Source organism: Rathayibacter sp. AY1A5, from assembly GCF_002930875.1.
In the GTDB taxonomy this organism is placed as follows: Bacteria; Actinomycetota; Actinomycetes; order Actinomycetales; family Microbacteriaceae; genus Rathayibacter.
This window is the reverse complement of record NZ_PSTM01000003.1, coordinates 95,037-116,397: the sequence shown is the minus strand read 5'-3', so window position 1 is coordinate 116,397 and position 21,361 is coordinate 95,037. Positions and strand designations below refer to the sequence as shown.

The following is a 21,361-nucleotide window of genomic DNA, read 5'->3' as shown; positions in this document are numbered from 1 at the left end:
ATCCGCTGCGCTCCCCCGGCTCGCGAGGGCGCCGGGAGCCTCAGTCGGGGATCCGCGAGAAGACGACCGCTCCGCCCGTGCCGTCCAGCAGCACGTCGTCGGGGGTGCCGCCGATCGTCATCGGGCCGGAGAGGAGCGCCCGGAGCCGGATGGCCTCGGGGCTCGGCGTGTCGGAGCAGGTGTCGGAGCCGGTCACCTCGTCGCCGGGGATCAGCACGCCGTCGTCGATCCGGTAGGCGGCGCTGACCACGAGGCAGCCGGTGCCGACGACCAGGGTCGGCGCACCCCCGACGCTCTCGGAGCGGAGGCGGACGCGGGCGCCCTCGACCCAGGCCGTGTACGGGGTCTCCCCCTCGGCCGCGGTCAGCACCCAGCGGTCGCAGCCGAAGGGGTCCTGCGGGGTGCGGCTGTCGATGCACTCGCCTGCCTCGGAGGACGGGCCGCTGCGGAGCGCGGCGACACCGGAGGCGAGGAGCGCGGCGGCGACGACCACGAGCGCGAGGCGCAGTGCGGGGCGGACCACGTCGATCCGCCCCGCGCCGTCAGTTCGCGCCGACGGTGACGACCGGGGCTCCGGTCGAGGTGTCGTCGGCCGGCATCTCGGCGGCCAGGCGGTTGGCCTCCTCGATGAGGGTCTGGACGATCTCGGCCTCGGGGACGGTCTTGATGACCTCGCCCTTGACGAAGATCTGGCCCTTGCCGTTGCCGGAGGCGACGCCCAGGTCGGCCTCGCGGGCCTCGCCGGGTCCGTTGACGACGCAGCCCATGACGGCGACGCGCAGCGGGACGCTCATGCCCTCGAGGCCGGCCGTGACGTCGTTGGCGAGCGTGTAGACGTCGACCTGCGCGCGGCCGCAGCTGGGGCAGGAGACGATCTCGAGCTTGCGCTCGCGGAGGTTCAGCGACTGGAGGATCTGCAGGCCGACCTTGACCTCCTGCGCGGGCGGGGCCGAGAGCGACACGCGGATGGTGTCGCCGATGCCCTCGCCGAGGAGGATGCCGAAGGCGGTGGCGGACTTGATGGTCCCCTGGAACTCGGGGCCGGCCTCGGTGACGCCGAGGTGGAGGGGCCAGTCACCGCGCTCGGCGAGCTGGCGGTAGGCCTTCACCATGACGACGGGGTCGTTGTGCTTGACCGAGATCTTGAAGTCGTGGAAGTCGTGCTCCTCGAAGAGGCTGGCCTCCCAGACGGCGCTCTCGACGAGGGCCTCGGGGGTGGGCTTGCCGTACTTCTGCAGGATGCTCGGCTCGAGCGAGCCGGCGTTGACGCCGATGCGGATCGAGACGCCGGCGGCCTTCGCGGCGGCGGCGATCTTGCCGACCTGGTCGTCGAACTTGCGGATGTTGCCGGGGTTCACGCGGACCGCGGCGCAGCCGGCGTCGATCGCGGCGTAGACGTAGTTGGGCTGGAAGTGGATGTCGGCGATGACCGGGATCTGGCTCTTCTTGGCGATGATCGGCAGCGCCTCCGCGTCGTCGCGGCTCGGCACCGCGACGCGGACGATGTCGCAGCCGGACGCGGTGAGCTCGGCGATCTGCTGGAGGGTCGCGTTGATGTTCGTCGTCGGTGTGGTGCACATCGACTGGACGCTGACCTGCGCGTCACCGCCCACGAGCACCTTGCCCACCTTGATCTGGCGGGACTTGCGGCGGGGGGCGAGGGTCATGGGGACCTTGGGAAGACCCAGATTCACTGCTGGCACGCGCCCCATCGTACGCGCGCCGCGGGACCCCTCGTCCGCTCGCCGCACCTTCCCAGCCGCCGCCCCTCCTGCGCGCCTCGGAACCCGTCCACCGCACCTGCTCTCAGCCCGAGACCGCACGACGATCCGCGGTCGCCTCGCTCCCGAGCCGAACCGCCGATCCCGTCCGAGCGACCGGCCCCAGCCGCCCGCACCCTGCTCCACCCACACCCCACCTCGCAGAGCCGACCGCACCACGCCGGGCGAGGCCCGTCCTGCCACCCGCGAGGCGAACGGGTGAATCGCGTCCCAGCGATTCGCCCCAGCCGCCCGCGGCCCGCTCCACCCACGCCCCACCCCGAGAAGCCGACCGCGCCACGCCGGGCGAGGCCCGGCGTGGAATCCAACTCAGAACAGCGTGATCGGCTTGACGATGTCGGCGTAGATGAGGAGGGCGCTCATGCCGCCGAGGACGAGGACGACGACGTAGGTGAGCGGGAGCAGGCGGGCGATGTCGACGGGGCCGGGGTCGCGGCGTCCGAAGAGCTTGGCGATCCGGCGGCGCAGGCCCTCCCAGAGGGCGCCGGCGATGTGGCCGCCGTCCATGGGGAGCAGCGGCACCAGGTTGAAGACGAGGAGGGCGACGTTGAGCGAGGCGAGGACGCCGACCATCGTCTGCACCTTGGACACGACGGGGAGCTGGTCGGAGGCGGCGATCTCGCCCGCGATCCGGCCCACTCCGACGACGCTGATCGGGCCGTTGGCGTCGCGCGCCTCCGAGCCGAACGCCGCCCGGGCGACGTCGATGAGGCGCTGCGGCAGGTTGAGGATCACATGGGCGACGCTGGTGATGTTCGACCAGACCGTCTCGGGCACCGCGGTGACCGGCTGCTGCGCGAGGGCCGACGTGGGCGAGATGCCGATGAAGCCGACCGTCTGCGTCTCGATCGCACCGGAGGCGTCGGTGACGGGGGCGCCGTTCGCGTCGGTCACCGCGACCTCGTTCTCGGCGGGGGTGATCGTGAGGGTCAGCGGGGCGCCGTCGCGCTGGACGGACACGCTGAGCGGGACGCCCGCGGAGCGCTGGATGATCGGGGTCAGGTCGTTCCAGGTGCTCACCGGAGTGCCGTCGATCGCCGTGATCGTGTCGCCCGGCAGCAGGCCGGCCGCGGCTCCGGGTGCCAGCGGGTCGTCGGCGGTGCAGGTCGCGGTCGCGCGCTGCGACTCCGGGACCACGCACTGCGAGACCGCGGCGAGGGTGCTGGTGCTCTGCGGGATCCCGATGCCGCAGAGGAGGACGGTGAAGAGGACCGTGGCGATCACGAGGTTCATGAAGGGGCCGCCGGCCATGACGACCACGCGCTTCCACACGGGGAGCCGGTAGAACGCGCGATGGTCCTCGCCGTCGCCGATCGTCTCCGCGCTGGCGGCACGGGCCTCGTCGATCATCGTGGCGTAGGCGCCGCGCCGGGGCTCCTCGAGCTGGGCCTCGGAGGACGCCAGGCCGTTGAAGAAGCCTGTGCTCGACACCGTGGGCCGGTCCCCCGGGTGCTTCGGCGGGTACATGCCGATCATGGCGATGTAGCCGCCGAGCGGGATCGCCTTGACGCCGTACTCCGTCTCGCCGCGTCGCCGGGAGAAGAGGGTCGGCCCGAACCCGATCATGTACTGCGTGACCTTGACCCCGAACAGCTTGGCGGGGAGGAGGTGCCCGACCTCGTGCAGGGCGATGGAGAGGGCGACGCCGACGGCGATGATGACGACGCCGAGGACGAAGAGCAGCACGGATTCCACCGACACACTGTAGGCCGGGCCCGCCCGTCCACGCTGGGGTGCGCCTGCACGGATCCGATGAACTCCGCGGCCGAGCGGATCAGCGGCGCGACGTCCGCCGACACGGATCCGCGGGGACGGAGCCCGTCCGGATGACCCCTGGTCAGACTCCGGCGATCCGCTCGTCCGCCGTGCGGCGCGCCCACTCCTCCGCCGCGGCCAGCGACTCGCGGGTCAGCGTGCCGTCGACGCTGTGCGCGTCGACCACCGCCTCCACCGTCTCGAGGATGTCGAGGTAGCCGATCCGCCCCGCGTGGAACGCCTGCACGGCCTGCTCGTTCGCCGCGTTGAACACGGCCGGGTAGGAGGCGCCCGCCTCCCCGACGCGCTTCGCGAGCCGGACCGAGGGGAACGCCTCCTCGTCCAGCGGCTCGAACGTCCAGGAGTGGGAGCGGGTCCAGTCGAGCGGGACGCCGACCCCGGCGACGCGGTGCGGCCAGTCGAGGCCGAGCGAGATCGGGAGCCGCATGTCCGGCGGCGAGGCCTGGGCGATCGTCGAGCCGTCGACGTACTCGACCATCGAGTGGATCACCGACTGCGGGTGCACGGTGACGTCGATCCGGTCGTAGGGGACGTCGAAGAGCAGGTGCGCCTCGATCACCTCGAGCCCCTTGTTGACCAGGGTGGAGGAGTTGGTCGTGACGACCAGGCCCATGTCCCAGGTCGGGTGTGCGAGCGCCTGCGCCGGAGTGACGTCGCGGAGGGAGGCGCGGTCGCGTCCCCGGAACGGCCCGCCGGACGCGGTCAGCACGAGGCGGCGGACCTCGCGGTGCTCGCCCGCGAGGAGGGCCTGGGCGATCGCGGAGTGCTCGGAGTCGACCGGCACGATCTGGCCGGGACCGGCGAGCGAGGTGACGAGCTCGCCGCCGACGATCAGCGACTCCTTGTTGGCGAGGGCGAGCGTCCTGCCCTCCTCGAGCGCCGCGAGCGTCGGGCCGAGCCCCACCGAGCCGGTGATCCCGTTCAGCACGACGTCCGCATCGACCGAGCGGATCAGCTGCTCGGCCTCCTCCGCGCCGAACGCCGTGTGCTCGACGCCGAACGCGGACGCCTGCTCGGCGACCGCCGCCCGGTTCGAGCCGGCGGCGAGGCCGACGACCTCGAACCGCTCGCGGTTCGCGCCGATGACGTCGAGAGCCTGCGTGCCGATGGACCCGGTCGAGCCGAGGATGATGACCCTGCGCATCCGCCCATCCTGGCACGGAGCGCCCAGCGCCTCCCGGTCAGCTGATGGCGAGGATGTCGACCACGAAGACGAGGGTGTCGGTCCCGCTGATCCCCGCGTTCTGGTTGCCCTGGTCGCCGTAGCCCTTCGACGGCGGGATGGTGACGAGCACCTGCGAGCCGACGGTCTGGCCGACCACGGCCTCCTTGAAGCCCTCGATCACGTCGCCGGTGCCGAAGGCGGCGGGAGCGGGCTTCCCCCAGCTCTGGTCGAACACCTCGCCGGTGCCCCAGACCACGCCCTGGTACTGCACGATCAGCTGGTCGCCGTCGGCCACGGTCGTGCCGCTCCCCTTCTTGAGGACGGCGAGCTGCAGGTCGGCGGGCGGGTCGGTCGAGGGGATGGTGACGGTGGGCGCCCCGTCCTCGGCGAGCGCCACCGTCGGCAGGCCGTCGACCGGGGGCTGCGGCTCGCCGTCGGCGGCGGTCGGCACGATCTGCTCGACGTCGATCACCATGACGATCGAGTCGGTCGCGGCGATGCCGAACTGGCTCTGCCCGGCGTCGCCGAACGCGTCGGCCGGGGGAACGACGGCGACGACGCGCGAGCCGACGGTCGCGCAGTTGACGGCCTTCACGAGGCCGGCGAGGTACTGGTCGGTGTCGACCTCGAAGGCCGCGCGGCCACCGGACGCGTAGCTGCTCGCCGAGAACTCGGCACCGCTCGTCCCGTTGTAGAGCGTGTAGTCGACCAGCACGGTGTCGCCCTCGGCGACCTCCTCGCCGGTGCCCTCGATCGCGACGGAGCGCTCGGTGGCGTCCACGCTGACCGGGCTGGGGAACACGGTGACCGGCTTGGTGGCGAAGTCGCCGCTGGTCTGCACCGCGGCGGTCGCCTCGCCCTCGGTCGCGCAGCCGAGCGGGGTGGCGGAGGCGGACGGCGCTGCATCCGGCTCCCCGGGGGTGCAGGCCGCCAGGCTCAGGGAGGCGCCGAGGACGGCGAGGATCGCGAGGGTTCTGCGCACAGGGGCACCTTTCGTGACCGGCGGCGGCCGGTGGACGTTCGGGGATCGCCTCCATCCTGCACGGCGCGCCTCGCAACGCGCTGGGTGCGGGTCCTCGAACGGTCCCAGGCCTACCATCGGGGCATGCGTGAATTCTCGGTCCCCCAGTCCCGAGAGCTCGTCACCGAGCTCCCCGGCCCGCGCTCCGTCGCCCTCCAGGAGCGCCGCGTCGCCAGCGTCTCCCGCGGCGCCGGGACGCTCGCGAACATCTACATGGACCACGCGTCGGGCGCGGTCCTGGTCGACGTCGACGGCAACCGCCTGATCGACCTCGGCTGCGGCATCGGAGTGACCACCATCGGCCACGCGCACCCCGCGGTCGCCGCGGCGGCCGCCGCGCAGGCCGAGAAGCTGACGCACACCCTCTTCACCGTCACTCCGTACGAGAACTACGTCCGGGTCGCCGAGAAGCTCGCCGAGATCACCCCCGGGGACTTCGAGAAGCACTCGATCCTGGTCAACTCCGGCGCGGAGGCGGTCGAGAACGCCGTCAAGATCGCGCGGAAGTTCACCGGCCGCCGCGCCATCGCGACGCTCGACCACGCCTTCCACGGCCGCACCAACCTCACGATGGCGATGACCTACCGCCCCTGGCCGGAGCGCGCGGGCATGGGCCCCTTCCCGGGAGAGATCTACAGCCTCCCGATCAGCTACCCGTTCCGCGACCCCGAGGGCATGACGGGCGAGGAGGCGGCCGAGCGCACCATCGACTACATCACCACCCACATCGGCGCGCAGGAGCTGGCCGCGCTCTTCGTCGAGCCGATCCAGGGCGACGGCGGGATCATCATCCCGGCGCCGGGCTACTTCCGCCGCCTGTCCGAGTTCTGCACCGAGAACGGCATCGTCTTCGTCGCGGACGAGATCCAGGCCGGCATCGCCCGCACCGGCACCTGGTACTCCATCGAGCACCACGGCGTGGTCCCGGACCTCATCACGACGGCCAAGGGCATCGCCGGCGGCTTCCCGCTCGCCGCCGTCACCGGCCGCGCCGAGATCATGGACGCCGTGCAGCCCGGCGGCATCGGCGGCACGTTCGGCGGCAACCCCGTCTCCACCGCCGCGGCGCTCGCGACGTTCGAGGCGATCGAGTCCGAGGGCCTGCTGGAGGAGGCGCAGCGGGTCGAGCGCCTGCTGCAGGCGCGGATCGGCGACTGGGCCGAGCGCTTCGCGGTCGTGGGCGAGGTCCGCGGCAAGGGCGCGATGTGGGGCGTCGAGCTCGTCCACCCGGGCACGAAGAAGCAGTACCCGGAGGCGCTCACGGCGATCCTGAAGCACGCCACCACGAACGGCGTGATCGTCCTCGACGCGGGCAGCTGGGACAGCGTGCTGCGGATCATGCCGAGCGTGGTCATCAGCGAGGAGCTCATCGACGACGCCGCGACGGTCATCGAGGAGGCGCTCGCCCAGTTCGGCTGATCCGCCGCATGACCGGAGCGGCATGGACGCCCCGGTAGCTTCGTCGGAATGCGGATCGACGACGACCACGAGAGGCCGACTCCCCCGGGGATCGGCCTCTCCGCGCGTCTGGCGCGCCTGTCCATCGGCGGCGTCGGCCGGCTGGTCTACCGGCCGATCGTGGAGGGGCGCGACAACGTCCCGGCCGAGGGACGCGTGATCCTGGCGGCCAACCACCTCTCGTTCATCGACTCCCCGGTGCTGACGCTGCTCGCCCCGCGGCCGGTGCAGTTCCTGGCCAAGTCGGACTACTTCACGGGGACCGGCGTGCGGGGCGCCCTCTCGCGCGCGTTCTTCACGAGCGTCGGAGCCGTCGCGGTCGAGCGCGGCGCCGGCCAGGCCGCTCAGGAGGCGCTGGACCTCGGCCGGGCGATCCTCGAGCGGGACGAGGCGTTCGCCGTCTACCCCGAGGGCACCCGCTCCCGCGACGGGCGCCTCTACAAGGGCCGCACCGGAGTGGCATGGCTCGCCCTCACCACGGGCGCGCCGGTGGTCCCCGTCGGCATGATCGGCACGCAGGAGCTCCAGCCGGTGGGCACGAGGGTGCCGCGCCTGCACCGGATCACGGTCCGCTTCGGGGCTCCGCTGGACCTCTCGCGGCACGGCTCCGCCGACTCCGGCCGCGCCCGACGCCACGCCACCGACGAGGTGATGGCGGCCGTCCACGCGCTCTCCGGGCAGGAGCTCGCCGGTGCGTACAACGAGTCGCCGCCGACGACCACGGTCGAGCGCATCCGCCGGGCGCTCCCGCACGAGCGCCGCTGAGCCTCAGCGCGCGGACGCCTCCGGCTCGTGGGCGACGGGGAAGTTCACCGAGTTCGCGATGAAGCAGAGCCGGGAGGCCTCGGCGTGCAGCGTCTGGGCGATCGCCACCATCGACTCCTCGGCGACAGTGACGCGGGGCCGGAGGGTCACCGAGGTGAAGCGGCCGCTCTCCCCCTCCTGCAGCATCGAGCCCACCGCGTCGTCCGTGTAGCCGGTGACGACGACTCCGTTCTTGACCGCCACGTGCAGGTAGGAGAGGAGGTGGCACTGCGCGAGCGCCGCGAGGAGCAGCTGCTCCGGGTTCCAGCGGTCGGCGTCGCCCCGGAAGGGCGTGTCGGCCGAGGCGAGGATGGGCGCCGGGCCCTCCGCCGTGACGGTCAGCTGGCGCCCGTACTCGCGGTAGCCGCTCGTGCCGGTGCCCCGGTCGCCCTCCCAGACGACGGACACCGCGTACTCGTGCTCGGACTTCATCGGGCTCCTCCTCGACGGCGGTGGATCAGGCCGGTCGCGCCGGTCTGGACCTCTGGACGCGGAACCCCCGCGGGTAGACTCCGAGGACCATGACAGACACGCTCGCCCCCCAGGTTCCCACGTCCGCAGTCCCCCAGGAGCGGCGCGTCGCGACCGAGATCCCCGGGCCGCGATCCCGGGCCCTGCACGAGCGCCGCCTCGCCGTCGTGCCCACCGGCGTCGGCACCGCGCTCCCCGTCTACATCGACCGCGCGCACGGCGCGATCCTGGTCGACGTCGACGGCAACAGCTTCATCGACCTCGGCGCCGGCATCGGCGTCACGACGATCGGGCACACCGACGACTCCGTCGTCGCGGCCGCCGCGGAGCAGCTCGCGCGCCTCACGCACACCCTCTTCACCGTCACTCCGTACGAGCCCTACATCCGCGTCGCGGAGCTGCTGGCCCAGCACACCCCCGGCGACTTCGCCAAGAAGACCGTCCTGGTCAACTCCGGTGCCGAGGCGGTCGAGAACGCCGTCAAGATCGCGCGCAAGCACACCGGCCGCCCCGGCGTCGCGGTGCTCGACCACGCGTACCACGGACGCACGAACCTCACGATGGCCATGAACTTCAAGGCGCTTCCCTACGGCCTGGGCTTCGGACCCTTCGCCAGCGACGTCCACCGTGCGCCGAGCTCGTACCCGTACCACGACGGCCTGTCGGGAGCCGAGGCCGCCCAGCGCGCGATCTCGCACCTCGAGAAGACCGTCGGCGCGTCCGCCCTGGCCTGCCTCGTCGCCGAGCCCATCCAGGGCGAGGGCGGCTTCATGGTCCCCGCCGACGGCTTCCTCCCGGCACTGCAGGAGTGGTGCACGGCCAACGGCATCGTCTTCGTCGCCGACGAGATCCAGTCGGGCATGGCCCGCACCGGGGCCTGGTTCGCCAGCGAGCACCTCGGCCTCGTCCCCGACCTCGTCCTCTCGGCCAAGGGCATCGCCGGCGGCCTGCCGCTCGCGGGTGTGACGGGCCGCGCCGAGATCATGGACTCGGCGCAGGCCGGCGGACTGGGCGGCACCTTCGGCGGGAACCCCGTCGCCGCCGCCGCCGCCGTCGCGGTCTTCGAGCGCATCGAGCACGAGGGCCTCCTCGCCGAGGCCGACCGGATCGGCGCCCGCCTGGGCGCGGCGCTGCGAGGCCTGCAGGAGCGCTACGACATCATCGGCGACGTCCGCGGCATCGGCGCGATGATGGCGATGGAGCTCGTGCAGCCCGGCACCGCCGGCACCACGAAGGAGCCGAACGCCGTCGCGGTCCAGGCGATCATCGACTACGCCGCCCAGCACGGGGTCCTCGTGCTGAGCGCCGGCACCTACGGCAACGTGGTCCGCTTCCTGCCGAGCCTCGCCCTCACCGACGAGCTGCTCGACGACGCCGTGTCGGTCATCGCCGACGCGTTCGCCACCCTCTAGGCGCGATCCTCCGAAGGCCACCGCGGGCGCCGAGGCGCTCCCCGGTGGCCTTCGGCGTCTCCGGGAGCGCGGGACCGGTCGGCGCATCGGGCAGGATGGGGGGATGCCAGCAGGAACCTTCACCGTCGCCGAGTCCGTCGAGCTGGCCGTCGTCGAGCGATCCGGGTTCGTCGAGTCGCGCCACGCCGGCTCCGCCGTCCTCCTCGACTCCGAGGGCCGCGTCGCCCGCAGCCTCGGCACCCCGACGGCTCCCGTCTTCCCCCGCTCCTGCCTCAAGCCGTTCCAGGCCCTCGCGGTGATGACCGCCGGAGTCGAGCTGAACGGCGCGGAGGCGGTCATCGCCACCGCGAGCCACGCCGGCATCCCCCAGCACGTGGCGCTGGTGCAGAACCTGCTCTTCCGCGCCGGCCTGGACCACACCGCCCTGCAGTGCCCGGCCGACTGGCCCGGCGACTCCGGGACCCGCGCTCAGCTGCTGCGGGCGGGCGCGACTCCGGACCCGCTCTACATGAACTGCTCGGGCAAGCACGCGGCGATGCTGCTGGCCTGCGTGCAGAACGGCTGGAGCACCGAGGACTACCTCGAGCGGACGCACCCGCTGCAGCAGCACATCGTCGACACGATCGAGCGCCTCACCGGCGAGCGCGTCGTGGCCTCGGGGATCGACGGCTGCGGAGCTCCCGTGCACGCCCTTCCTCTGACCGCGCTGGCGAAGGGCGTCTCGCGGATCGTGTCCTCCTCCCCCGCCTCACCGTTCGGCCTCTACCGCCAGGCCGGCGTCCTCACGGCCGCGATCCTCGAGAACGCGTGGGCGATCGACGGCCCGGGCCGGGACAACACCGTCGTGATCGAGCGCCTGGGCCTGGTCGCCAAGCTCGGCGCCGAGGGCGTGCTCGTGATGGCCTCGCCCGACGGCACCACCGTCGCCCTGAAGATCCTCGACGGGAGCCTCCGCGCCGCGACCGTGGTCGCACTGAAGCTCCTGGTCGAGGCGGACGCGGTGGACCGGACCGCGGCGAACGACGTGCTGGTGCGGCTGAACCCGGTCGTGTCGGGCGGCGGGCGCCCGGTCGGCGCGATCCGCGCCTCCTACGTCTGACCGCACGTCCCGGCACGCCCTGAGCTACTGCTCGCGCGCGAGGCGCTTCGCCCGGGCAGCCGCGGAGACCTGCGTGATCACCACCACGAGGATCGCCAGGACGAACACCGCCGATGCGATGACGTTCGCCTCCGCCGGGATGCCGCGCGCCGCCGCGATGTAGATGTACTTCGGGAACGTGGTGACCGATCCGGAGTTGAAGTTCGTGATGATGAAGTCGTCGAAGCTCAGCGCGAACGAGAGCAGCGCCGCGGCGAGGATGCCGGGCAGCAGCAGCGGGAAGGTGATCCGCCAGAAGACCTGGTTCGGCGACGCGTAGAGGTCGCGTCCCGCCTCCTCCAGCTTCGGGTCCAGGCTCGCCACCCGCGCCTTCACGGTGACCACGACGAAGCTGATGCAGAACATCGTGTGCGCCAGCACGATCGTGACCAGCCCCTTCTCGGCGCCCACGCTGAGGAACTGCGCGGCGAGGCCGGCTCCGAGCACCACCTCCGGAGTCGCCATGGGGAGGAACAGCAGCAGGCTGATCGCCGACCGGAACCGGAAGCGGAACCGCACGAGCGCGATGGCGATCATGGTGCCGAGCGCAGTGGCCAGCACGGTGGCGATCACACCGACCAGCAGGCTGTTCCCGAAGGCGGTCATCACCTCCTCGCTGGTCCAGGCCGACACCCACTTGTCGAGGGTGAACCCGCGCCAGGCGAGGTTGCTCTTCCCCGAGTCGTTGAAGGAGAAGACGAAGGTGTACCCGATAGGGATGAGCAGGAAGAGCAGCGCCAGCGCCGTGTAGACGCCGAGCCCGAGGCCCCTGAAGCGGCGGCGGCCCCGGATCGGGGCGGGGGGCGGCGCGCCGAGCGCCTCCTGGGCGCTCGCGAGCGGACGGTCGGCCGTCGCGGTCACAGGAGGTCCTCCGTTCCACTGCGCTTCACGTAGAAGCCGACGATGACCAGGATCACGGACATCAGCACGATCGAGAGCGCGGCGGCCGCCGGGTAGTTCTCGAGCGTGAGGAAGTTCGCCTCGATCGCGTTGCCCACCATCGAGGTCTGCGACGAGCCGAGGAAGTCCCGGCTCGCGTTGATGTAGTCGCCAGCCGCGGGGATGAACGTCAGCAGCGTGCCCGAGACGATGCCCGGCATCGACAGGGGGACGGTCACGCTCCAGAACACGGAGGCGGGGTGCGCGTAGAGATCCGACCCTGCCTCCAGGAAGCGCACGTCGAGGCGCTCGAGCGTCGTGTACAGCGGCAGCGTCATGAACGGGATGAAGTTGTAGGTGATGCCGAAGATCACGGCGAGCGGCGTCCCCGTGAGGTGGCCGTCGCTCGGCAGGACCGCCACGGCCTTGAGCGCCTGCACGAGCGGGCTCTCGTCCGCGAGGATCTGCTTCCACGCCAGCGTCCGGAGCAGGAAGCTGATGAAGAAGGGCGCGATCACCAGCGTGAGGAGCAGGTTCTGCAGCAGCGGCCAGGGCCGCGCCTTCACTCCGATGAAGTAGGCCAGCGGGTAGCTGATCACCAGCGCGAGCACCGTCGCGATCAGCGCGTAGCCGAAGGAGCGGAGCACGTGCGGCCAGTAGTCGCCCATCACCACGAGGTAGTTCTGCCAGGCGAAGCCGGGGGCGTACTCGCCGATGTCCCCGTCCGGCACCTCGGCCTGGAAGGACGTGAGCACGAGCGAGATGAGCGGCGCCAGGAAGAACAGCAGCATGTAGGCGATGCCCGGCAGCAGCAGGACCAGCGCGATCGTCGACCGCCGGCGGACCGGAGCGTCCTGAGGATCCGCCTGCCCCGTGGCGAAGGCGGCGAAGGCCATGCCTACGCTCCCCCGCTGCGACCGGCCAGGAGCCCCCGGCGCTGCACGGCGATGGCGCTGGTGGAGTCGTCCGCCTCGAAGCGCGGGACCGAGCCCGGTTCGTCCGCGAGTCCGAAGCCGTGCTCGGCGCTGAAGCCGACCCACACCTCCGCTCCCTCGCCGACGACCGGCCCGAAGACCATGTTCTGCGCGAAGACGACCACCGGGCCCAGGCCCGGCATCCGGATCGTGTACTGGGTGCTGACCCCGCTGAAGGAGACGTCGACCACGCGGCCGGGCCCGAGCACGTTCCGGCCGGAGTCCGGCGGCGGCTCCTGCGTCAGCAGCAGGAGCTTCTCGGGGCGGACGCCGACGGTGATCTCCCCGCTCGTGCGGGCGCAGCGGGCGACGGGCACGACGATCCGGTGCCCGCCCGCGTCGACGGTGAGTGCGCGGTCGGTGCTGCCGACCACCTCACCCGTGAAGAGGTTGGACTGGCCGAGGAAGTTCGCGACGAACGCGGTGCGCGGGAGCTCGTAGAGCTCCTCCGGCGCGCCCATCTGCTCGATCCTGCCCTTGTTCATCACCGCGACGGTGTCGGCCATCGTCATGGCCTCCTCCTGGTCGTGCGTGACGTGGAGGAAGGTGAGGCCCACCTCCTCCTGGATGGACTTGAGCTCCAGCTGCATCTGCCGGCGGAGCTTGAGGTCGAGGGCGCCGAGCGGCTCGTCGAGCAGGAGCAGGGCGGGCCGGTTGACGAGGGCGCGCGCGAGGGCGACCCGCTGCTGCTGACCACCGGAGAGCTGCGCGGGGCGGCGCTGGGCGAGGTGGTCGAGCTCGACCAGACGGAGCGCCTCGTGCGCCTTGCCGACGGGGTCGGCGATCCTCCGCCGCTTCAGGCCGAAGGCGACGTTCTCGAGGATCGACATGTGCGGGAACAGCGCGTACGACTGGAACACGGTGTTGACGGGCCGCTGGTACGTCTTCGTCTCGGTGACGTCCCGCCCGCCGATGAGGATCCGGCCGGCGGAGGGCTCCTCGAGCCCGGCGACCAGGCGCAGCGTCGTCGTCTTGCCGCAGCCCGAGGGGCCCAGCAGGGCGAAGAAGGAGCCCGCCGGGATGGTGAGGTCCAGGGAGTCGATGGCCGTGAAGCCCGGGTACTGCTTGCTGATCCCGACCAGCTGGAGGTCGGCGCCGCTCTCGGCGAAGGTCCCGATCGCCATCAGATGCCCAGGAGCACCTTCTGGAACTCGGCCTGGTACTCCTTCTCCTCCGCGGCGGTCAGGGTCCGGAACACGTGCGCCTGCGCGAGCGTGTCCTCGTCGGGGAAGATCAGCTGGTTCTCGGCCAGCTCCGGATCGATGCTCTCCATGACGTCCTTCGCTCCATCCACGGGGGTGATGTAGTTGACCCAGGCGGCCACCTCGGCGGCGACCTCGGGCTCGTAGTAGTAGTTCATCAGGGCCTCGGCGTTGGCCTTGCGCTCGGAGCCCATCGGGACCACGAAGGTGTCGTTCCAGAGCGCGCCGCCCGAGTCGGGGAAGGCGAACTCCCACTTGTCGCCGGCCTCGGCGTTGATCAGGGTGATGTCGCCGGACCAGCAGATCGCCGCGAGGGTGTCCTCGTTCTGCAGGTCGTTGAGGTACGCGTTCCCCTTGATGTTGCGGATCTGTCCGGCGTCGACCTGCTCGCGGAAGACGTCGATCGCGTTCATGTACTCGTCGTCGCCCCAGGAGCCGGCGATGTCCGTCCCCTGAGCGAGCATGATGAGCCCGATCGTGTCGCGCATCTCGCTCAGCACGCCGACGCGGCCGCGGAGCGACGGATCCCACAGATCCTCGATGCTCGAGAGGCCCTTCGGCAGCTTCTCCCTGTTCCAGCAGATGCCCGAGAACCCCGCCTGGTACGGGAGGGAGAGCCGGCGGCCCGGATCGAAGTCGGGGTTCGCCAGCGAGGGGGTGAGGTTGGCGATGTTCGGGATGTTCGCGTGGTCGAGCTCCTGCACGTAGCCGCGGCGGACCAGGCGCGAGACCATCCACTCCGTCAGGCAGACCGTGTCGGCGCCGATGTACTGCCCGAGCGCGAGCTGATCCTTCACCTTGCCGTAGTACGAGTTGTTGTCGTCGACGGCGACGTTGTAGGTCACCGCGATGCCCGTCTGCTCCTCGAAGCCCTGGAGCGTGGGGTGGTTCCCGTCGTCGTCCTCGTCCATGTAGGCGGGCCAGTTGTCCCACACCAGGCGCGGGTCGCCGGCCGATCCGTCGGCGGCGGCGGTCGGAGCGGCACGGGTCTGCGGGGCGCAGGCGGCCAGGGCGAGGGCACCCGCTCCGAGGCCGATCCCGCCGAGGACCGCCCGACGCGAGAGGACCGCCCGGCGCTCGCGCTCGTGCGAGCGTGCCGCGGCGACGGCCCGGCGGAGGACGGGATCCCTCGGGAGGGGACGGGTCATGGCGGGGGCTCCTGACTGCGTCGGGGCTCGTGCCTCGAGGGCCGAACGTGGGGAAATACTGGCACAGCGCTCATCCGCCTGTCACGGCGAACGGAGGAGAACGCTCATCCGGAAACATGATCGTCACGAATTCCGCACCCGGAGGCCGTGTCGACCGCCGATTCGGTCCCCGGAGGCCGTGCCGTCAGCGGGTGAGGGGCGGGCGTCCCGAGCCGCCGGCGGACCCGTCGACGCGCTCGACCGCCATCTCGACCGAGGAGAGCAGGATCCGGCTGCCGAGCTTCGCGCGGTAGCGGCGGCCGGCCTCGAGCGGGAGCGGCGCCTGGGTCGGCGCGACCAGCACGGACCCGTTGGCCGACCAGCGGTCCCTGACCCAGAGCCCGCCCTCGTCGAAGCCGAACTCGAGGTGGGTCTTGGAGAGGGATCGCGACGGATCCGGGATCGCGAGGATGTGCCGGAACGTCTCGTTGGGGTCCGGGAGCGGCTGGCGTCCGATCAGGCCGTTGCCGGTCACGATCGCGTGCTGCCCGGTCGCGAAGCTGAGGCGCACGAGCCCCTGCGAGGGCGGCGCCATCGGAGCGCCGGGGGCGGGACGCCGGTGCCGGCCGGGGGCCAGGCCCGGCAGCCAGGCACGGCGGGACGGGTCGAGGACCGTCGTGTCGCCGGAGGACGAGGGGCGGGACGCACCCGTCGTGGCATGCGCCGCCACCGACGAACCGCACTCGCCGCAGAGGATCGCCCCGGGAGCGAGGTTGGAGCCACACGTGCTGCAGATCACCGAGAACGCCCTTCCACTCACCATCGTACCCAGCGCCGGCGCGGGGAGCCCCGAGCCGGCCGAACCCGACGCGAACCGGCAGGCGCAGGACCGTCGTACGGCCGTTCGGCGCGTGTGGGCGGTCCGGCGGCACCGCCACCGCGGCCGTCCCGTGCCGGAGCGCTGCTCGTCAGACCGGCGCGCTGGCCTCCTCGTCGCCGGTGACCGCGAGGACGTCGACGACGATCACGGTGACGTTGTCGCGCCCGCCGTTGTCCAGCGCGGCGTCGACCAGGGCGTCGGCCGCCTCCTGAGCGGAGCCGGTGCCGCTGAGCAGGTGGCCGACGCCGGCATCGGTCAGCTCCTTCGTGAGTCCGTCCGAGCAGATCAGCAGACGCGATCCGGCGAGGACGGGCACGAGCCGGTAGTCGGGGACGGGCGCCTCGTGGAAGCCGACCGCGCGGGTGATCACGTTGCTGTGCGGATGCACGTCGGCCTCGTCGCGGGAGATCAGGCCCGCGTCGACCAGCTCCTGGACGATGGAGTGGTCCACGGTGAGCTGCACGAGGGTCCCGGCGACGCTCAGGTACACGCGCGAGTCGCCGATGTTGAAGACGGACCAGTAGGGCTCTCCCCCGACCACCGTGAGCGCGATCCCGGTGACCGTGGTCCCGGTGCCGACGTCGGCCGTGTGCGACTGCCGGGCGATGTCCCCGACCGCCTCTCGAAGCGCCCGGTCGATCTCCTCCGCTCCGACGGTCGCGCCGAGCGCCGCGGTGGACAGGCGCGACACGACCGCGTCGCTGGCGACCTCTCCTGCCGCGTGCCCGCCCATCCCGTCGGCGACAGCGAAGAGCGGGCTCTTGGCGAGGTAGCTGTCCTCGTTCGCGCTGCGCACGTGGCCGGTCTCGGTGCGCGCGGCCCAGCCGAGGGTGACTTCGGCCGAGGGTGCGTCGGAGCTCCAGGCGGAGACGGGGACGGTGACGGACGCGCGGCTGCGGCCGATCTGCGTCATCGCTGCTCCTCGCATCCCCGTGGCCCGCGGCCGTCCGGTCCGACGGCCCGTGACCGCCGGCGCCAGGGGTGCCCGGCCGCCTCCCGATGGTAGTCGCTGACGGCCCTCCGCCGAGCCGGCCGCCATCGCTGTCGCCCGATGTCCGTCGCGCAGACGGGTCGACGCTCCGACCACCGGATCCGATGCCGGATCGAGCTCCGACGTGCGGATCCACTTGCCCGGGCATCCGTGGACTGCCAGAATCGCCGCATGGCCCCGTCTCGCCCGCCCTCTCAGCGTCCTGTCCAGCTCGACGAGGTGTCGAAGGCGATCATCGAGCAGCTGCAGGCCGACGGTCGGCGCTCGTACGCCGAGATCGGCAAGGCCGTGGGCCTGAGCGAGGCGGCCGTCCGGCAGCGGGTGCAGAAGCTCACCGAGTCGGGCGTCATGCAGATCGTCGCGGTGACGGATCCGATGCAGCTCGGCTTCTACCGCCAGGCGATGATCGGTGTACGCGTCACCGGCGACACCCGCGACGTCGCGGACCGGCTCGCCTCCATCCCCGCCGTCGACTACGTCGTGCTGACGGCCGGCTCCTTCGACATCCTCGCCGAGGTCGTGTGCGAGAACGACGACGATCTGATCGCCCTGCTCAACCAGGAGATCCGGTCGCTTCCCGGCGTGCTCTCGACCGAGACCTTCGTCTATCTGAAGCTCCACAAGCAGTTCTACAACTGGGGAACGCGGTAAAAGATGACCACCGAGACAGCCTTCTCGACCTCCGGCCTCGAGTCGGGCGATCCCGTCCGCGGGACCGACGCGCCTGGGGGGACCGACGACGCCTCCCTGCAGAAGAAGGCGAAGGACCACCTCTGGATGCACTTCACCCGTCAGTCGACGATGGACTCGGGCGCGGGCGTGCCGATCATCACGCGCGGCGAGGGACACCACATCTGGGACAGCACCGGGCGCAAGTACTTCGACGGCCTGTCCGGCCTCTTCGTCGTCAATGCGGGACACGGGCGGCGCCGACTGGCGGAGGCCGCGGCGAAGCAGGCGTCCGAGCTCTCCTTCTTCCCGCTCTGGTCCTACGCGACCCCCTCGGCGATCGAGCTGGCCGACCGGCTCGCCGACCACGCGCCGGGCGACCTCAACCGGGTCTTCTTCTCGACCGGCGGCGGCGAGGCTGTGGAGACGGCCTTCAAGCTCGCCAAGCACTACTGGAAGCTGCAGGGCAAGCCGGGCAAGCACAAGGTCGTCTCGCGCTCGGTCGCGTATCACGGCACTCCCCAGGGAGCGCTCGCGATCACGGGCATCCCCGGGATGAAGTCGATGTTCGAGCCGCTGGTGCCGGGCGGCTTCCGCGTCCCCAACACCAACTTCTACCGGGCTCCCGAGCACGGCGACGACCTGGAGGCGTTCGGCCTGTGGGCGGCGAACCGCATCGAGGAGATGATCGAGTTCGAGGGGCCGGACACGGTGGCCGCCGTGTTCCTGGAGCCCGTGCAGAACTCGGGCGGCTGCTTCCCGCCCCCTCCCGGGTACTTCCAGAGGGTCCGCGAGATCTGCGACAAGCACGACGTGCTGCTGGTGTCCGATGAGGTGATCTGCGCGTTCGGCCGCATCGGGCACATGTTCGCCTGCGACGAGTACGGCTACGTGCCGGACATGATCACCTGCGCGAAGGGGATGACCAGCGGCTACTCCCCCATCGGCGCGACGATCGTCAGCGATCGGATCTACGAGCCCTTCCGCCACGGTCAGGTCGTCTTCCCGCACGGCTACACCTTCGGCGGCCACCCCGTCTCGGCCGCGGTCGCGCTCGAGAACCTCGACATCTTCGAGGAGGAGGGCCTGAACGAGCGCGTGCGCGAGAACTCGCCCGTCTTCCGGTCCACGCTCGAGAAGCTGCTCGACCTGCCGATCGTCGGCGACGTCCGGGGCGACGGCTACTTCTTCGGCATCGAGCTGGTGAAGGACAAGGCGACGAAGGAGACGTTCGACGAGGACGAGTCGGAGCGGCTGCTGCGCGGATTCCTCTCGAAGGGGCTCTTCGACGCGGGGCTGTACTGCCGGGCGGACGACCGCGGCGATCCCGTCGTCCAGCTCGCGCCGCCGCTCACCATCGGCCCGCGCGAGTTCGACGAGATCGAGCAGATCCTCCGGAGCGTGCTCACCGAGGCCTGGTCGCGGCTCTAGCGCCCTCACGCGGCGCGCTCCCGACGATCGGCGGCGAGTGCGGCCGCGACTCGGCGCGCACCTGCGTGGTGCGGATCGAGAGCGATAGCCTCGTCGGCGAGCCGTCCGGCCTCGTCGGCACGGCCCTCACCGGCCAGGATCCGGGCGAGGAGGGCGAGCACTCCGGCTCGCTCACTCGGGGGTGCGACGACGGCGGCACGGCGGAGCAGCGGGGCGAGCGCTCCCGCCGCGCCGGGGTCACCGCTCCGCGCCGACCGCAGCACGCGGTCCGCACCGCGGCTGCGCTGCACGGCCACGACGAGCGCAGCCAGGCCCGCCGGCCGGACCTCGGGATCGGGACCGGCGAGAGCTCGCCGGACGAGGTCGTCGACACCGCGCAACAGCACGTCGGGCAGTTCGGCCCGCGGGTGGCGGTCGAGGAGACGGTCGACCGCGGCGGCCACCGCTCGCGGGTCGTCCCGGTCGCCGGCCTCGAGCCCGTCGTCGCCGCCGGAGGACGGGAGCACGGCGACGCGGAGGGCGAGGCCGGGGAGCCGGCGCGCACGCTCCTCGAGGGCGGCGACGAGTCCCTCGCACGACTCCGGACCCGCCTCGCCGGGATGCACCAGCGCGAGTGCTCGCCGCACCCGCCCGAACCGGCCGAGCGCACCGAGGCAGGCCCGCGCGATCAGGGACGGATCCGCACCCGACAGCTCGAAGCGGAGCGAGCCGCTCGGCGCGCCGGCCCGGAACGGGACGAGCACGAGGCTCGCCTCCGCCGCACCCCGCCGGGATCCGTGAGCGGCATGGAACAGGGCGGCGTCGTCGGGTGAGGCCGGGACACGCGAGGCGGGAGCGGGGTGGAGGAAGATCGCTGAGGAGGTCATGCTGCGATCCTGCCGACCCTCGCACCCGCCGGGAGCGACGGCCCTCGGGATCATCGGAAGGATCTCGAGATCGCCGCCTGTGGAGGGAGAGGTCCCATCGACACCGAATCGCCGGCGCTCGGATGGCGCCCTCCGGCCAGGAATCCCTCCACAGGGACCGATCGGCCGAGTTCTGCACCGGTGTCCGATTCCCGCCGGTCGGTGGGGAGTCCCGCGGATACTCTCGACGCATGAGAACGACTCCCCTTCACGTCCGACGGACGACGAGCCCCCTCGGCCGCATCGAGGTGGGCAGCGACGGCGATGCGATCGTCTCGCTCGCCATCGAGCAGGCCGGTCTGCTCCCGCACGAGCACCTCCCGGAGTCGGACCTCCCGGTGCTCCTGCGGGCCGTCGAGCAGCTGGACGAGTACTTCGACGGGACCCGCCGCTCTTTCGATCTGCCGGTCGCTCTGCGCGGCACGCCCTTCCAGCTCGAGATCTGGCAGCGGCTCCAGGCTCTGGGCTTCGGGGAGATCACCTCCTACGGCGCACTGGGCACGGCCGCCGGTCGCCCCCGGGCGGGCCGGCCGATCGGCGGAGCGGTCGGTGCGAACCCGGTGCCGATCATCGTGGGCTGCCACCGCGTCCTCGCGAGCGACGGACGGATCACCGGCTTCAGCGCGGGCGAGGGAGTCGCCACGAAAGCCTGGCTTCTCGATCACGAGGGGATCCCCCACCGATGAGCACGGCCGACGGACTCGTCGAGGGAGAGGACGGCCTGGTCCGCTGCGCCTGGAGCGGCGCGGATCCGGAGTACCGCCGCTACCACGACGAGGAATGGGGCACCCCGCTGCACGGAGATCGCCTGCTGTTCGAGAAGATCTCCCTCGAGGCGTTCCAGTCCGGCCTCTCCTGGATCACGATCCTCCGCAAGCGGCCGAGGTTCCGCGAGGCCTTCGACGGCTTCGATCCGGCCCGCGTCGCCCGGTACGACGACACCGATGTCGAGCGGCTGATGGAGGACAGCGGCATCATCCGGAACCGCGCGAAGATCATCGCCACCCGGGACAACGCCCGGGCCGTGCTCGCGCTCGTGGAGCAGAGAGGCGAGGGCGCGCTCGACGAGCTCGTGTGGTCCTTCCACGATCCGGACGTCGAGGACCGGGTGGTCCGAGCCGCCGACGTCCCTGCGACGACGCCCGGGTCGACGGCGCTCGCGCGAGCGCTGAAGGCCGCCGGGCTCCGCTTCGTCGGACCGACCACCGCGTACGCGCTGATGCAGTCGGCCGGAGTCGTCGACGACCACCTCACCGGCTGCTGGCGCCGACGCTGAC

Annotated in this window: 21 protein-coding genes; 8 read left to right on the top strand and 13 right to left on the bottom strand. The window is 71.8% G+C overall.

Annotation, left to right across the window (positions count from 1 at the left end; genetic code table 11):
- Nucleotides 1-40: 40 nt before the first annotated feature.
- The 5 genes from C5B98_RS02965 to C5B98_RS02945 all read right to left on the bottom strand — a co-directional run bounded on the left by C5B98_RS02965 (nucleotide 41) and on the right by C5B98_RS02945 (nucleotide 5,704).
- The gene (locus tag C5B98_RS02965) at nucleotides 41-523 is read right to left on the bottom strand and encodes a hypothetical protein (protein WP_104327282.1); all 483 of its coding nucleotides are present in this window, start codon (nucleotides 521-523) and stop codon (nucleotides 41-43) included.
- 19 nt (nucleotides 524-542) lie between these two features.
- Nucleotides 543-1,703, bottom strand: coding sequence for a flavodoxin-dependent (E)-4-hydroxy-3-methylbut-2-enyl-diphosphate synthase (gene ispG / locus C5B98_RS02960; protein ID WP_173244694.1), 1,161 nt, complete (start codon nucleotides 1,701-1,703; stop codon nucleotides 543-545).
- Nucleotides 1,704-2,090: 387 nt separating this feature from the next.
- On the bottom strand, nucleotides 2,091-3,476 hold the full coding sequence (locus C5B98_RS02955) for an RIP metalloprotease (RefSeq protein ID WP_258063424.1): 1,386 nt from the start codon (nucleotides 3,474-3,476) through the stop codon (nucleotides 2,091-2,093).
- A 142-nt stretch (nucleotides 3,477-3,618) separates the two neighbouring features.
- Entirely contained in the window at nucleotides 3,619-4,701 is a 1,083-nt protein-coding gene (gene dxr / locus C5B98_RS02950; protein ID WP_104223045.1) for a 1-deoxy-D-xylulose-5-phosphate reductoisomerase, read from the bottom strand.
- 37 nt (nucleotides 4,702-4,738) lie between these two features.
- Nucleotides 4,739-5,704, bottom strand: a complete 966-nt coding sequence (locus C5B98_RS02945) for an FKBP-type peptidyl-prolyl cis-trans isomerase (protein WP_181065443.1) — start codon at nucleotides 5,702-5,704, stop codon at nucleotides 4,739-4,741.
- 123 nt (nucleotides 5,705-5,827) lie between these two features.
- Between C5B98_RS02945 and C5B98_RS02940 the strand changes: the two genes are divergently transcribed.
- Both C5B98_RS02940 and C5B98_RS02935 read left to right on the top strand, forming a co-directional pair.
- The gene (locus C5B98_RS02940; protein ID WP_104223043.1) at nucleotides 5,828-7,162 is read left to right on the top strand and encodes an aminotransferase class III-fold pyridoxal phosphate-dependent enzyme; all 1,335 of its coding nucleotides are present in this window, start codon (nucleotides 5,828-5,830) and stop codon (nucleotides 7,160-7,162) included.
- A 48-nt stretch (nucleotides 7,163-7,210) separates the two neighbouring features.
- Nucleotides 7,211-7,966, top strand: a complete 756-nt coding sequence (locus C5B98_RS02935; RefSeq protein WP_104223042.1) for a 1-acyl-sn-glycerol-3-phosphate acyltransferase — start codon at nucleotides 7,211-7,213, stop codon at nucleotides 7,964-7,966.
- A 3-nt stretch (nucleotides 7,967-7,969) separates the two neighbouring features.
- Here the strand turns inward: C5B98_RS02935 and C5B98_RS02930 are convergent, their stop codons facing one another.
- Nucleotides 7,970-8,437 carry an OsmC family protein gene (locus C5B98_RS02930; protein ID WP_104223041.1) on the bottom strand — a complete coding sequence of 156 codons (468 nt, stop codon included), beginning with the start codon at nucleotides 8,435-8,437 and terminating at the stop codon, nucleotides 7,970-7,972.
- Nucleotides 8,438-8,526: 89 nt separating this feature from the next.
- Between C5B98_RS02930 and gabT the strand changes: the two genes are divergently transcribed.
- Complete coding sequence (gene gabT / locus C5B98_RS02925; RefSeq protein ID WP_104327279.1) at nucleotides 8,527-9,888, top strand: 4-aminobutyrate--2-oxoglutarate transaminase; 1,362 nt, start codon at nucleotides 8,527-8,529, stop codon at nucleotides 9,886-9,888.
- Between the two features lie 103 nt (nucleotides 9,889-9,991).
- Nucleotides 9,992-10,987, top strand: coding sequence for an asparaginase (locus C5B98_RS02920; RefSeq protein ID WP_104223039.1), 996 nt, complete (start codon nucleotides 9,992-9,994; stop codon nucleotides 10,985-10,987).
- Between the two features lie 24 nt (nucleotides 10,988-11,011).
- Here C5B98_RS02920 and C5B98_RS02915 read toward each other — a convergent pair whose 3' ends face one another.
- The 6 genes from C5B98_RS02915 to C5B98_RS02890 all read right to left on the bottom strand — a co-directional run bounded on the left by C5B98_RS02915 (nucleotide 11,012) and on the right by C5B98_RS02890 (nucleotide 17,001).
- The gene (locus C5B98_RS02915; RefSeq protein ID WP_181027101.1) at nucleotides 11,012-11,818 is read right to left on the bottom strand and encodes an ABC transporter permease; all 807 of its coding nucleotides are present in this window, start codon (nucleotides 11,816-11,818) and stop codon (nucleotides 11,012-11,014) included.
- Between the two features lie 65 nt (nucleotides 11,819-11,883).
- A complete protein-coding gene (locus C5B98_RS02910; RefSeq protein ID WP_104327278.1) occupies nucleotides 11,884-12,801 on the bottom strand; it encodes an ABC transporter permease in 918 nt (305 codons plus the stop codon).
- A 2-nt stretch (nucleotides 12,802-12,803) separates the two neighbouring features.
- Nucleotides 12,804-14,003, bottom strand: a complete 1,200-nt coding sequence (locus C5B98_RS02905) for an ABC transporter ATP-binding protein (protein ID WP_104246579.1) — start codon at nucleotides 14,001-14,003, stop codon at nucleotides 12,804-12,806.
- Entirely contained in the window at nucleotides 14,003-15,229 is a 1,227-nt protein-coding gene (locus tag C5B98_RS02900; protein WP_104223035.1) for a PotD/PotF family extracellular solute-binding protein, read from the bottom strand. Before C5B98_RS02900 ends, C5B98_RS02905 begins: the two co-directional genes overlap by 1 nt.
- Nucleotides 15,230-15,413: 184 nt before the next feature.
- Nucleotides 15,414-15,938: a hypothetical protein gene (locus C5B98_RS02895; protein ID WP_104223034.1), complete on the bottom strand. Its 525-nt coding sequence runs from the start codon at nucleotides 15,936-15,938 to the stop codon at nucleotides 15,414-15,416.
- Between the two features lie 238 nt (nucleotides 15,939-16,176).
- Nucleotides 16,177-17,001 carry a PP2C family serine/threonine-protein phosphatase gene (locus C5B98_RS02890; protein ID WP_104327277.1) on the bottom strand — a complete coding sequence of 275 codons (825 nt, stop codon included), beginning with the start codon at nucleotides 16,999-17,001 and terminating at the stop codon, nucleotides 16,177-16,179.
- 249 nt (nucleotides 17,002-17,250) lie between these two features.
- Here C5B98_RS02890 and C5B98_RS02885 point away from each other — a divergent pair, with 249 nt between their 5' ends.
- Together C5B98_RS02885 and C5B98_RS02880 are read left to right on the top strand one after the other, a co-directional pair.
- Nucleotides 17,251-17,730: an Lrp/AsnC family transcriptional regulator gene (locus tag C5B98_RS02885; protein WP_104223032.1), complete on the top strand. Its 480-nt coding sequence runs from the start codon at nucleotides 17,251-17,253 to the stop codon at nucleotides 17,728-17,730.
- Between the two features lie 3 nt (nucleotides 17,731-17,733).
- Nucleotides 17,734-19,179: an aspartate aminotransferase family protein gene (locus tag C5B98_RS02880; RefSeq protein WP_104262499.1), complete on the top strand. Its 1,446-nt coding sequence runs from the start codon at nucleotides 17,734-17,736 to the stop codon at nucleotides 19,177-19,179.
- A gap of 5 nt (nucleotides 19,180-19,184) precedes the next feature.
- On the opposite strand, the gene C5B98_RS02875 is transcribed toward C5B98_RS02880, so the two are convergent.
- Complete coding sequence (locus tag C5B98_RS02875; RefSeq protein ID WP_104327276.1) at nucleotides 19,185-20,045, bottom strand: hypothetical protein; 861 nt, start codon at nucleotides 20,043-20,045, stop codon at nucleotides 19,185-19,187.
- A 230-nt stretch (nucleotides 20,046-20,275) separates the two neighbouring features.
- Between C5B98_RS02875 and C5B98_RS02870 the strand changes: the two genes are divergently transcribed.
- Together C5B98_RS02870 and C5B98_RS02865 are read left to right on the top strand one after the other, a co-directional pair.
- Nucleotides 20,276-20,770 (top strand): methylated-DNA--[protein]-cysteine S-methyltransferase, encoded by a 495-nt coding sequence (locus tag C5B98_RS02870; RefSeq protein ID WP_104223029.1) that lies wholly within the window; start codon nucleotides 20,276-20,278, stop codon nucleotides 20,768-20,770.
- Nucleotides 20,767-21,360: a DNA-3-methyladenine glycosylase I gene (locus tag C5B98_RS02865; RefSeq protein ID WP_104327275.1), complete on the top strand. Its 594-nt coding sequence runs from the start codon at nucleotides 20,767-20,769 to the stop codon at nucleotides 21,358-21,360. Before C5B98_RS02870 ends, C5B98_RS02865 begins: the two co-directional genes overlap by 4 nt.
- Nucleotide 21,361 lies beyond the last annotated feature (1 nt).